10 protein-coding genes are annotated in these 12231 nt (G+C 40.9%); 1 reads left to right on the forward strand and 9 read right to left on the reverse strand.

The genetic code is table 11. The features are described from left to right. Positions 1 to 743: 743 nt before the first annotated feature. The 5 genes from ACKTT2_RS06805 to ACKTT2_RS06825 form a co-directional block, all read right to left on the reverse strand. On the reverse strand, positions 744 to 1739 hold the full coding sequence (locus tag ACKTT2_RS06805; RefSeq protein ID WP_407885203.1) for a KpsF/GutQ family sugar-phosphate isomerase: 996 nt from the start codon (positions 1737 to 1739) through the stop codon (positions 744 to 746). 19 nt (positions 1740 to 1758) lie between these two features. Beyond that, a complete protein-coding gene (locus tag ACKTT2_RS06810) occupies positions 1759 to 2625 on the reverse strand; it encodes a glycosyl transferase (protein WP_407885204.1) in 867 nt (288 codons plus the stop codon). Positions 2626 to 2693: 68 nt separating this feature from the next. Beyond that, positions 2694 to 3377, reverse strand: coding sequence for an acyltransferase (locus ACKTT2_RS06815; protein ID WP_407885205.1), 684 nt, complete (start codon positions 3375 to 3377; stop codon positions 2694 to 2696). A gap of 15 nt (positions 3378 to 3392) precedes the next feature. Continuing rightward, entirely contained in the window at positions 3393 to 4715 is a 1323-nt protein-coding gene (locus ACKTT2_RS06820; protein ID WP_407885206.1) for an ABC transporter ATP-binding protein, read from the reverse strand. A gap of 2 nt (positions 4716 to 4717) precedes the next feature. Further along, the gene (locus ACKTT2_RS06825; protein WP_407885224.1) at positions 4718 to 5497 is read right to left on the reverse strand and encodes an ABC transporter permease; all 780 of its coding nucleotides are present in this window, start codon (positions 5495 to 5497) and stop codon (positions 4718 to 4720) included. Between the two features lie 770 nt (positions 5498 to 6267). Here ACKTT2_RS06825 and ACKTT2_RS06830 point away from each other — a divergent pair. Continuing rightward, entirely contained in the window at positions 6268 to 7053 is a 786-nt protein-coding gene (locus ACKTT2_RS06830) for an FkbM family methyltransferase (RefSeq protein ID WP_407885207.1), read from the forward strand. 158 nt (positions 7054 to 7211) lie between these two features. Here ACKTT2_RS06830 and ACKTT2_RS06835 read toward each other — a convergent pair whose 3' ends face one another. The 4 genes from ACKTT2_RS06835 to ACKTT2_RS06850 are packed head-to-tail and all read right to left on the reverse strand — an operon-like array spanning position 7212 to position 12223. Continuing rightward, positions 7212 to 8588, reverse strand: a complete 1377-nt coding sequence (locus ACKTT2_RS06835) for a hypothetical protein (RefSeq protein ID WP_407885208.1) — start codon at positions 8586 to 8588, stop codon at positions 7212 to 7214. A 54-nt stretch (positions 8589 to 8642) separates the two neighbouring features. Beyond that, positions 8643 to 9824 (reverse strand): glycosyltransferase family 4 protein, encoded by a 1182-nt coding sequence (locus ACKTT2_RS06840; protein WP_407885209.1) that lies wholly within the window; start codon positions 9822 to 9824, stop codon positions 8643 to 8645. Positions 9825 to 9846: 22 nt separating this feature from the next. After that, entirely contained in the window at positions 9847 to 11094 is a 1248-nt protein-coding gene (locus ACKTT2_RS06845) for a glycosyltransferase family 4 protein (protein ID WP_407885210.1), read from the reverse strand. Positions 11095 to 11098: 4 nt separating this feature from the next. Then, on the reverse strand, positions 11099 to 12223 hold the full coding sequence (locus ACKTT2_RS06850) for a glycosyltransferase family 4 protein (RefSeq protein WP_407885211.1): 1125 nt from the start codon (positions 12221 to 12223) through the stop codon (positions 11099 to 11101). Positions 12224 to 12231: the final 8 nt, after the last annotated feature.

The following is a 12231-nucleotide window of genomic DNA, read 5'->3' on the forward strand; positions in this document are numbered from 1 at the left end:
CACTCCCCTTTTTGAATCCAACCTACAAGATTGCCGCCATCAACATCCCCACTATAGGAAACATCAACATCGTCAGTGCCATACGCATTGCCACCACTGTTACCGGCTGTCGTATCGTAGTATGCGACTTTTTGACCACCATTTTTGTATTTTTCTGTTTCGGTACGGATCGTGCTCATATTTTTTTTCGTAGTGTTAGTTTCGAAAAATTAGCTGAACACTCTAAATAGCCAAGTCATGATTCTTTATCAATTGAAAAAAGACGCAATTTAGCCAATTGCACTTTTAATAGGGGGTTAACACTTACTATCGATGAAATAAGAGTAATAATAATAATTTTATGGTATTAAAATTGAAAATATTTAAAGAAATTATGTGGATTTATATAAAGATAATCAAAAAAATTTTTTTTAAACATAATTTAAAAAAAATAGCATAGTCTAAAAAATAACACTCAATTTGATGCATTTTTAATGAATTTAAACGCAGATAGAATTTATCTTTTAAAAAAGTTTAGACGTGTTCGCTAACGTTATATTGCTAGAATCCACTGCTCTAAACTTTACAGGCAGGGTTGTGGTGAAGCGCTTTTATTATGGACAATTAAAAGTACTTAATATAAAGACACTACACAAACCATACCAAGTGAGTTAGCAAACAAACCCAAGGAATTTATTTAAGTAAATAAATTCTTTTTTGAAGCCGAATCCAACAAAGCATTAATTATCAAAAAAATGAAAAATTTATAAGCCAACACGAATAATATCGTGAAGCCGAATCAAACCCAAGCAGTGCTGTTGAGCATTTACCACTGGTAAAACAGAAATTTGAGAAGGACGATCTTCCATTAACTTGAGAGCATCGTAAGCCAAAATATCTGGAGTTACGGTCACTGGGTTAGCGGTCATAATTCTTCCAGCGTTTAAGCTTTGTAATTCTGCTGGCTTGGTTTTCTGTATCCATCGGCGCAAGTCTCCGTCGGTAATTAAGCCCACCAACTGCTGCTCTTTTTCATCGACAATGTTAACTGCTCCCGAACCGCCTAGAGTAATGGCGCTTACGACTTCAATCCAAGATGCTTGAGGATGTAGGATAAAATTCTCAGAACCCGTACACATGAGGTCTCCAACCTTTAATGTTAGACGCTTACCCAATCGTCCGGCTGGATGATTGACGGCAAAGTCTTCGGGAGTAATGCCTCGCATCTGCATCAAGGTCATCGCGAGAGCATCCCCAATAGCAAGGGCAACCGTAGTACTCGTTGTGGGAGCTAGATTCAAAGGACAAGCCTCCCGATCGACAGTGGCATCTAAAACGGCATCCGCCCGATCTGCTATCGTGGAGTGGATATTGCCCAAAATAGCAATCATTGGTACTCGTCGGTGCTTCAAGTGAGGAATCATTTCAACTAATTCTTCTGTTTCCCCACTATTGCTCAATAACATGATTACATCGCTAGCGGTGACAATACCTAAATCACCGTGCAACGCATCGCAAGGATGCAAGTAGACTGATACAATACCAATGCTGTTTAAGGTGGCAGCAATTTTTTGGGCAACAATTCCGGATTTACCAACTCCTGTTAGCACAATTTTGCCCTGACAGTTCGCCAACAGTGTTAATGCCCGTTCCAATTGGTCTAGCTGTAACCTCTGAGCAGCTTGATTGATGGCGTCAGCCTCTAGTTTGAGGAGTTCAACGGTTTGGTGGACTGGAATGGAGGTGATGAGTGAGCGCATACAGAAATTGATTGTTAAATTAATGGAACGATCGGGCAGGCTGCATCTTACGAAGCTTGCGAATTGATTGCTTAGCTAAACTCATAGCTTCTTGAATACAATTCTTAAAGTTTGATTTGGGCGAGTTTCCTTTAAGTAAGTCCCGCCTTACATAAGAACGTATCAAACTCAATTCAATATCTCGTTGGGTGATGTAGCCAGCAGCCATAGCTTCCCGAAAGTAGGTAAACCATAGCTCCCCATAAGGATGATTTGGCGACTTCCAAGGTTGGGTGTATAGGTTTGTATAGTGGATTAACTTAGTGCTTTGGTCATAGTAATCAAAAACATTCCACTGAGGATTTAGTTCACCAATCTTGTAAGGATAATGAGCAAGAAAAGCCGGACTCATGCAAGAAAAGTCTGTATAGGTATATAAATCTTTAGCAACTTCCTCAGATATGGTTTCCAAGTCAAACTTACACTTTTCGCAATCAATCAGCATAACACTCAATCCCCAAAGGTCTGCACCGTTGTTAGTGTAAGCGTCTTTTTTTACCAAAAAGTCAAAGTCCTGAAGGGGAGTGTCAAAAAGTTGACCAATATCTGTCAGGCAGATCGTATCTGAATCTATGTAAATGGCTTTGCCTTGATAGTCGCAAATCTGAGGAATTAAATATCGATAGAGACTAAATTCTGTGACGTTCTGATATTTGATACGTAAAGACATAGGAGCCGGAAAAGGCTTACTATCATTGAGTTCTATAGCATTATGAGTCCCATTAAATACATAAATGTCTAATTCCCTTTTGGTGTGCTTTCGGAGGGAATAAATTGACACTTTTCTTTCTAAGAGACTAGCTTCTCCAGAACCTATAAAAACTTTAACACGCTCTTGTTTACTCATAATTAAAACATTGTTACTTACTCATTAATTTTTTGACTCAGTCAACTATTTTTAGAAAAAATTGACTTTTATTGAAGAAAAGATAGGGCTATATTATTACTAGCATTATTATTCTTTCGCTCACCTCTTTTACGAATAGTTTTTCCCGGAACACCAACTACTACAGAATAAGGTTCTACGCTTTTTGTTACGACTGTTCCAGCACCAATAACAGAACCTTTCCCTATTGTGCAGCCATCAAGAATGATTGCTCCTGCACCTATCCAGACATCGTCTTCTATAATAACGCCTTTATTAGTCAAAGGTTGATGGTCTATTGGGGTATCTATATCATCGAATAGATGGTTTCCAGGATTAATAACCACATGAGTTGCTATTCTGACCAAGTCGCCTATTACTAGGTCGCCATAACCAAACAGCATAGAGTAAGGATTGACACTGCAATCCTTACCAATCTCGATCTTGCCATATGCTGAGTTGAGCACCGCAAAATTCCTAATTATTGAGCGATCGCCAATATAAATAGCAGAGGTTTCAAAAATACATTGAAGAGTAGCATAATCCTCTACAATTACCTCATCACCCAGAAATAATTGTTTCAATTGACTTTTAATAAAGATTTGGCTACCCAGAACACAATCATTGCCATAGTTACCCAAATTAGCTTGGTAATAAGATTGTAATTGACAGCGTTTCAATTTCTCATATTTTTGCTGAATTTTGTCAATAACTTTTACCATCTGTAGTATCATAGTTTTGAGTAATCCTTAATGAGAAATATTCTGTAAAGAAATTGGAATAGTTTGTTCCATAATAACTTCCCATTCTCTTAACTGATAATATAAACATTGATTCATATTGTGCTCGCTTTTAACAGAGAAGACAAATGTCTCTACTGCATCAAAAACGTGTAGTAGCCCCTCAGCTACCCTTAATTTTGCCGTGTATAGTCCAGGCTTTAAGCCCAAGTAAGGCATATGTAAACGGATTTCACAATTCCCAGGTAAAACTGCCAGAGTATTACTGTTTTTATCACTCTCTAAGAACAATACCCTTTCATTTTCTGCACCGGTGTCAGATATCATCACAGTTGCATTTAAATTATCTACCTTCTGATGAGCCTTACAACCTATACATAGATTAACAGGTTCACCTGTTAGAGGGAACTCCAAAATCTCCCCTTGTTCATTTTTAAAACAGAGGTATGTAATATCTACTCCAGAACTGTCTTTTTCCGACTTCTCTGGAAATAGCATTATCCCTTTTTCTGTTGCTGAGTTATTCAAAAATAAATCCTCTTCATACTTATTCATCACTGCTAAGGTTTCACCACTGGCTATCAGCGTTCCCTTAGAGAGATAAACAGCAGAATCACATATTGACAAAATGGATTGTGGACTGTGGGAAACCAAAATGAACGATGTACCTTTTTGACGTAGTTCTGCTAATCTCCGGTAACACTTGATCCTAAATTTCATATCTCCCACAGCCAGAACCTCATCAATTAAGAGAATATCTGGCTCTGTATAAATTGCACTAGCAAACCCTAACCTTGCTGCCATTCCAGAACTGTAAGATTGCACGGGAGCATCAATGGCATCTCCAATTTCTGCAAAATCTAGAACGGCATCAAATCTCTCATCAATCTCTTTTTTAGACAAACCCAAAATAGACATATTGGCGTAAATATTTTCTCGCCCTGTCAATATTGGATTAAATCCGGCTCCTAAAGCAATCAAGGGTGCTAGTCGTCCGTTCACTTCTACAAACCCAGTATCTGGTTTAATCAAGCCAGAAATAATCCGCAGCAGTGTCGATTTCCCACTGCCATTTTTTCCAACCAAACCCAGTGATTCTCCTCGCCGCAACTGAAAGTTAACATCTTTCAACGCCCAAAACTCTTTATGTCGCAACTTCTCACTTTTCTCGCGTGCCCCTGTTAACTCAGAGACGATATCTTGAATACCATAAACTAAAGACCGCTTTAAATCTCGACAAAACTTTTTAGAAACCCCGTTAACAGAGAGAATGACTTCGTTTTCAAAATCCTGTTGCTGTACAGAAATGTCTTGCTTAGTAATGCTTTTCATTATTAAGAACTCATCCTTTCTACTACATAGGGAATTGCGAGACGATAAAAAATCCAAGCTACAAGCAATCCCACGATAGCGATCGAGCTAGCTATCCAAAATCCTTGTGGGTCAGATATCACTCCCGTCGTCGCTAACTCACGTGTTGTGACTAACAGAGGCGTCACTGGATTAAATTTGACAATACTACCAAAGACTCCACCAGTGGGAACTGGGTACACAACTGGTGTAATAAATAACCAAAATCCAGTCACTAGTGTGATACCCATTGCAAAATCTTGATAGAGAGCAGCGATTGGAGCCATTAGCAATCCGATAAATGTTCCCAAAACTACCAAATGAATGAGCGCCACTGGTGCGAGAATCACGCTCCAAGTCACTGGTATTTTGAACCAAATGAACAGCAAAATAATCAGAACCAGCTTAATGCCGAAGTTAAAAAAGACTTCTCCTAGTTTGGCAACAATCAGTGCCTCGCGAGGGAAATTAATCCTAGAAAGCATTGATTTTGCAGATGATACAGCTTGGACAGGACCGTTCAGCGCTTCTACAAAAGTTTGCCAAAGAGTCATGCTGAACATCACATAGGCAGGATAAGGTAAGTCTGTGGTACCAAGATTGACAACCCCACTTCCTTTAGCAACGGTAAAACCAGCTGCCATAATAATCGGAGGGAGAAAAGCCCACATGATTCCTAGAATTGACTGACGGTATTTAGCACTGATATCCCGAATCAAGAGCCGCCAAGCCAGTTCTCGCGCCATCAGCAGATCCCGTCCCATCTCCTTAAACAACTCAAGCGGGCGCTTCATTTTACTCTCAGGTCGATGCACAACTCTGTAATCTCTGCAAGCTCTTTCCTGAGAAGGCTTTGAGCCTTTATTTTGTTTGCGATTTTGCTGCCTCTTGTGTATCATGACGCGATAAATTTCTCCACTCTGTGACCTCGGTCAGATTGATTTGTTTTGCCAAATTAGGCGTTCGTGGTTATGACGTAGCTCCGGCCGAGTTCCCTATGAGAAAAAATGTTCATAAAAAAGTAATTTGGCATAAGAGGGTACTCAAATTATTACTATCAATAATTCCGCTCTAGACATCTGTATAGGTTACTCAGTCTTCCTGCAACAAAATAGTTGTTCTAGCTTAAGACAAGTCTTTTGATAATCTTGTCACATCTATTTGACAAATGACAAACATTTCACACACATTCATCATAAAATTTACTGAAATTAAAATTAGATTATCGACAAAAATCTGTGGAATTACTGATGCGGTCAAGCTTTGAGAAATGTAATCACCTACGAACTTCTAGGCAAACTTCTTTAAGATTGTATAAATTCTGTAATTTCTTCCGGTAAATTTTCTTTAAGTATGAATACTTAATATCCTAGAGTTGGTGAGAATTTTATTGAAAGTAGCACAGTTTAACTTCATTTCCTGATCGAAGTGATTGACACCGTAAAAGTAATAGATAGTGTTGAACTCAGTAAATTTACTATATCGTATGCAACAACTCAGTAAGCGTACACTTTTAAATAAACTTGGAAAGCAAATGGCTAAACCTATGAGCCAGCTTATTTTAAGTGATTCCTTAAAAACAAAAATCCGCATGGCGGAAGCTTATATCGCGTTTCTTCAAGGCAAGGGTGCTGGTACGGGGTGGAATATTCTTGAAGAGGTTAAAGCAGCAAAAAATTTCATATATAGGGATCGACCAATAGTATTTGACGTTGGCGCTAACATGGGAGTTTGGTCAAAACACCTATTGCAGTTGCTCCCTACCTCAAAAGTTTACTTGTTTGAGCCTTCCAACGCCTGTCAAAAGGAAATTTACCAACTTAACTTACCAAACACGGTTCTCATACCTCTTGCTATTGGAAAGGAACAATCTAAGGGAATTTTATATTCTTCCTGCCCTACTTCGGGAATTGCTTCTCTTTACAAAAGACGTGATAGCTATTTTCAGCAAGAAGAATTCAGTGAATTTGAAGTTTGTATCACGACCATCGATGATGTTGTTAGGGAATATTCGATTGAGTTCGTTGATTTTATGAAGATGGACATCGAAGGAAATGAATTTGATGCTTTGGAGGGAGCTTTTCAGTCGCTGTGTCATCGAAGAATTGGCGCATTCTCTTTTGAATTTGGTTCTGGAAATATTAATTCAAGAACTTTTTTCCATGACTTCTGGGATTTACTTAATCAGAATGACTATAGGATTTATCGAATTACACCAGCTGGCAAGCTCTTAGAAATCGACGAATACTATGAAGATTTAGAGTATTTTCGAGGAGTCTCTAACTATGTGGCAACATTGAAGAACCACCCTTATGCCTAGTATTCTACATTCCGCACCCTAACTGTCACAAGCGGTAATTACTAAATTCAATTAATTTAATTTATACTCAACGGCAATTTCTCCAAAATATGAAGAATCTACTTTATTTCCAGATACTGACTTAAAAAATAAGGGGATATCTCCATCCCCCGTACACATTAAGCATCTGTACTTAAGTACGAAGAGCGTTGACGAACCGCCCTGGTAATTCGACGTTCTTGCCATGCCAAACCAATCAAACTAGCTATAGAGAGCATATATCCTGGCTCTTCCATCTGAGTAAAAATAAAACCATAAATCATCACAGTAAGCATCTGAAATTTGCTAAAGTCATTTAGGCAAATCCGACGCCAGACGATGGAGCAAACATACAAATAAGCTCCCAGACCTACAAATCCTATATCTCCCCAAATCCCTACCCAACCCCACAAAGGAGCAAAAAAGCTGGAGTTCAGCCAATAATAATCTGGGGAGTTCCAAAAAGCCCAAACAGCTGCACTAGCAGGATGAGTAGTAGCACCTAATGGTTTTAATAAATTCCCGTAATCTTTTAGCATCCACCCTCCTAATCGCCCAACAGTATGACCTGGTCCCAAACCGAACAGCCAATTTAAGGGTGATTTATAATATGAAGTAACGATCGTAAATGGTGCGGTCTTAAGTATTGTAGCCTTACCGTCAGGACCGTAGAGTTCTGGTCTGAGCCAGCCGTTGAAGGCTCTAAAGGCTTCTAGATTTTGTAAGCACCAAAGCAGTGCATAACCAACCAAAATTGCGGCTATCAAGTACTGCAGGGTTGTTCTAAGATCCCTTAATTTAAGGATTATCAGGAGCAACCAGGCTACCAGCCATACCGTAAGCACCTGCTTTGCATCAGCAAATAAAAGTTGAAGGAAGGCTGCAAAAAAAACAGAAACTCGAAGCCAGATTGGAACAGTCTTTGCACTGATTAGAAAGTACAAACCAAAGGACATGGAAACGGAAGCACCCACAACATGACCAGATCCTGAGAGATAAAAAACCCCCTGGACATTGTCCTCTCTTGTCATCTGGGTTACATGAAGGATACCAAGAATGATAAGAAAGTGCTGAGCAAAAGCCAAAAAGATATGTACAGCAACAAAGCCCAGCACCCAAGTTTTAAATCTTTTAAAGCTTTCTAAAGAAAAAGGGACACAAATGATTGCTAGCAGCAGTAGAAAAGGCTCAGAAAGCAACATCAGTGCCAGAAACACGTTAATCACACCAGCTTGATTTAGAAGAGCGCTCCCAGTCATTACCCCTAGCATGATTAAGAGACCAATTAGAAGCGATTCTGCAATTGATATCTGAGTCTTATCTCTAACTCGAGTCTTTATTATGACAATACTACAAGCAAGTGGTACTATTACGAAGTGAAGAAAATTAACAGGTGCGGGTGCACCTATAGCCTCAACAATACGAGGAAAGAAAGCAGTAGCAAATGCTAGTAAGATGAGAATTGAGTTTTTAATATATCCGTTTTGTTTTTTATAAACCCCTATTTCTGCGTTCATTTATTTCCTTTTGTCTGTAGTCATCTCAATCCGGATGCAACGCCTTAAAATTTATTAAAATTTATTACAATAGATAGGCTTGTGAATCTTTGTGTAAATCTCAATTAATTTCTGGTAGTTCTTTTCGGCAGTGTACTTAGCTTCAAACTCTGCCCGTGCTTCTTGACGCATCTGAACAAGCTTTGCTGGGTTCGCTAAAACCCACTCCACCTTTTCCACTAGATCTTCTGCATCACTAGGGCGGAAATGGAGCCCTGTTCGACCAGAATCCACTAGCTCTGCAATAGCACCGATATTAGCAGCAATGACAGGAGTCCCTTTGGCAAACGCTTCAACTGCAACGCGACCAAAGGTTTCATACCATTTCGACGGGAAGACTAAAAACATAGCTTCCCCCATCAGGGCATGCACCTCTGCCATTGGTTTACGTCCCAGCCATTCCACCTGGGGAAGCCGTTTTGTTGCTTCCGCCACTTGGTCAGCTAAAGGACCATCCCCCACAATTTTGAGAGGGATTTGTGTGCTGAGATGTTCCCAAGCGGCTAACAAAGTATCCAGCCCCTTTTCTACAGAAAGTCTTCCCACGAAGAGGGCATAGTTACCTCGTCCTTCTCCTAAACTGGGAACCGGATGGACAAAATTGGGCTTGACGACAATCTTCTGTGCTGGCAAACCTCCTTCAATCATTTTCTGCCGTGCAAACTCAGTCAAGGCGATATACAGGTCTACCATTTCTGTCCAGGTGTTCATTGTCCGATGCAGGGCGAGCATTGTTGCTACAGCTCCACTCGCAATCTTGTTCTCCCGATAACAACCATGCAGAACTCCAGGATAGGGAATGAGTTTCCCCATACAATCTTCACATACTTGCCCATCACGAAAAAACAGAGCATTAGGACAGAGGAGACGGTAGTTTCGCAAAGTTTGAACCACAGGCACCCCTTCTTCCTTCGCTGCATAGTATACTGAGGGAGAAATTAAAGGAAAAAAATTTTGGATGTGGACGATATCGTGGGTTGAACTCTGAAGCCGCTGTTTGACTATTTTGTAAGCTTCTTTTGACCAGACGGTTCTGAACGCCATTTGCACTGGATTTAGAGATGCAACGCGATGGTTGTTCTCCTCATACACGTTAACTTGGTGCCCCATCTCCCGCAAAAGCCTCTCTTCAGATTCGCGAGACTCGTCCTCTCCGCCGCGAATCTGATAGGTGTTATGTATGCTTAGTATACGCATATTGTGTACATCTCCTTTGGTATTAGGCGCTCGTCTCTACTGCCCTTGAAAGGATTTCTTCATAGAGTTGAGTAAAGTACTGTCCCTTGACGCCCCAGTCATACACTTGTTTCACTCTCCGCTGTCCTGCCTGTCCAAGATTAACTTGTAAGTCTGGATTGCTAGCTAAGTGAGCCATTGCACCAGCCAAGTTCTGTACAGCTTGCTCTGGTTCGGGAGCGGGAACTTTAAAACCAGTTTCTTCAGTCACCTGGGTAGCTGGACCACCTAGCTCAAGACAAATGACGGGTCTGCCAGCTGCCATAGCTTCCAAGCAAACCCATCCACCAGAATCATGCAAGCTAGGGTGAACCAGAGCATGGCACTCCCCCAACAGAGAAAGAGTTTTTTCACGGGGTTGTGCACCCCAGAAACGGACTTGGTTGGAAATGCCCAACTCTTTGGCTAGAGTCTCCAAATCACTTCGATCGGGACCATCACCAATAATCCAGTACTCGGCGTCAGGCAAGTTGAGTTTTGCAAAAGCCCGTAACCCCAAGTAAAAGCCCTTCCAATGCAAGAGTCTACCTATTGAAATTAAACGGAAGGGCTTTTGTCCGGCTGGAGGAAGTGCGGCTAGAGAATCAAAGTCAGATTTTGGGATACCGGCTACACCACAAATTTCTACTCGTTTACAGCCCAAAGCAAACAGACGTTCCCCTGTTTCCTGAGTGGCTGCAAAGGCTACAGTGCTCCGTCGAGCTGTAAGATGTACAAAGATATCTTTTTCACCCAGCCAACGAGCTACGTCGCGTAGGATTTCATAAACCTTACCACGAGCATTAAAGTCGTGCCAAAAAGTTTTGGGTGCAGATTCCCCACCTCCTACAGGTCCCCAGACAAAGGGAACCCCAAGCAAAGACAGGAAACTAGGACCCCAGTGCTTGACGTAGGTGACGTGATGAACAATGTCAAAGCCAACTTCGCAGTGCAGTTCTTTAGCTATAGAGTAAATTCCAATTTGCCAAAGATAGTAATGGAGATATACACCTCTTTGTCCCCGCTTCCACAATCTAGCCCAAGTCGGGAGGTCATAGAAGACAAAGTGGAGATTGGGAACTGGATTTTTGGTTAATTCAGTTTCGATAGCAAAGCGATTATCATTGCGGGTAATGACCCATACTTCATGTTGCCTTGCTAACTCCCTAGAAACGTTCCAACCTATACCGGGGTCAGAGCCTTGACCGGGCTTGCAGGCATAAGCGGAGACGAGAATTTTTAGAGAATTCATGCTATTATCTTAAATTAAGAATTTTTTCATACACTTGAGCGACTTTTTCAGCTGTCTTCTCCCAAGAAAATAGTTTTGCCCTTGCTAAACCTGCTTCCACTAAGGACTTACGGTAGGAAGGTTCCTCCTGAAGACGGCATACAGCTTTCACCATTGCTAAAATATCAGTAGGATCGACCATAATAGCTGCATCGCCAGCTACTTCTGGAAGTGATGTTATGTTGGAAGTGATGACGGCTGTCCCACAAGCCATAGCTTCTAAAATTGTTATTCCGAAACCCTCATAAAGGGAGGGAGATAAAAGCACATCAGCAGCGTTATAAATTTGAACCAGGGTATGTTTATCCGGCTTGCCTAAATAGGTAACGAAATTTTCCAGACAGTGAGTTTGAATAAATTTTTTTTGTTCAACGGTAAAGTCTGCGCCTGCTTTCCAAAAATGAGTAGGTAATTCCCGATCTTTAAGGGCTTTAATAACTTTTAAGGCTGTAAAAACATTTTTACGTGGATGATTTGAACCCACGTTTAGTAAGCATAATGTCTCTGGTGCAACTCTATTTTGCTCCCGAAAGAAGGTAATCTCAGCTTGTGGAAGCAGGCGAAAGATTGACTCAACTCCATTAGGTACAACCGCGATCCGCTCTGGTTCTATCTTTAATTCACGCACTACATCTTGTGCGGTGTGTGATGAAACAGTAATAATATGTTTTGCTTGATACATACCTCCGATAGCAAATTTCCATGCTGCCATACTGACAAAAGGCAAGCGTGCCTGGTCGTAAACATTCTCTGGTTGAATTAAATTAATTAAATCATGGCAGGTTACTACCCCTAGTCGATTGTTTCTCTTGAGCCAACGGGCTATGTGACCATCACTGTGGTCTATGATATGGAATATGTCAGCTTGCTGTTTCTTTACCGCGTGGGGATAACGCCAATAGCGTTCGTAATAACTCCAAAGCCCCTGCTGCAAAGACTTCCCTTTCTTACCCGAGCGATCTAGTTCAGGCGCAAATTCAACAATTTCCCAGGTTGGTCGAACCGTCTTAAGTCCACTCACTAAAGCATTAGCATAGACATCCATGCTGAAAGAAGCTTTTGGGGATCTACGAAGAATTGCAACGCGCATGATGACTC

Origin of the sequence: Scytonema hankhaensis NUACC26, from assembly GCF_045865695.1 — a bacterium.
Classification (GTDB): Bacteria; Cyanobacteriota; Cyanobacteriia; order Cyanobacteriales; family Nostocaceae; genus Scytonema.

Bases quoted from the DNA above. Each gene is read 5' to 3' on its own strand.
- ACKTT2_RS06830 (WP_407885207.1), top strand. From the start codon at position 6,268: ATGGCTAAACCTATGAGCCAGCTTATTTTAAGTGATTCCTTAAAAACA.
- ACKTT2_RS06840 (WP_407885209.1), bottom strand. From the start codon at position 9,824: ATGCGTATACTAAGCATACATAACACCTATCAGATTCGCGGCGGAGAG.
- ACKTT2_RS06850 (WP_407885211.1), bottom strand. From the start codon at position 12,223: ATGCGCGTTGCAATTCTTCGTAGATCCCCAAAAGCTTCTTTCAGCATG.
- ACKTT2_RS06810 (WP_407885204.1), bottom strand. From the start codon at position 2,625: ATGAGTAAACAAGAGCGTGTTAAAGTTTTTATAGGTTCTGGAGAAGCT.
- ACKTT2_RS06815 (WP_407885205.1), bottom strand. From the start codon at position 3,377: ATGATACTACAGATGGTAAAAGTTATTGACAAAATTCAGCAAAAATAT.
- ACKTT2_RS06820 (WP_407885206.1), bottom strand. From the start codon at position 4,715: ATGAAAAGCATTACTAAGCAAGACATTTCTGTACAGCAACAGGATTTT.
- ACKTT2_RS06805 (WP_407885203.1), bottom strand. From the start codon at position 1,739: ATGCGCTCACTCATCACCTCCATTCCAGTCCACCAAACCGTTGAACTC.
- ACKTT2_RS06835 (WP_407885208.1), bottom strand. From the start codon at position 8,588: ATGAACGCAGAAATAGGGGTTTATAAAAAACAAAACGGATATATTAAA.
- ACKTT2_RS06825 (WP_407885224.1), bottom strand. From the start codon at position 5,497: ATGGGACGGGATCTGCTGATGGCGCGAGAACTGGCTTGGCGGCTCTTG.
- ACKTT2_RS06845 (WP_407885210.1), bottom strand. From the start codon at position 11,094: ATGAATTCTCTAAAAATTCTCGTCTCCGCTTATGCCTGCAAGCCCGGT.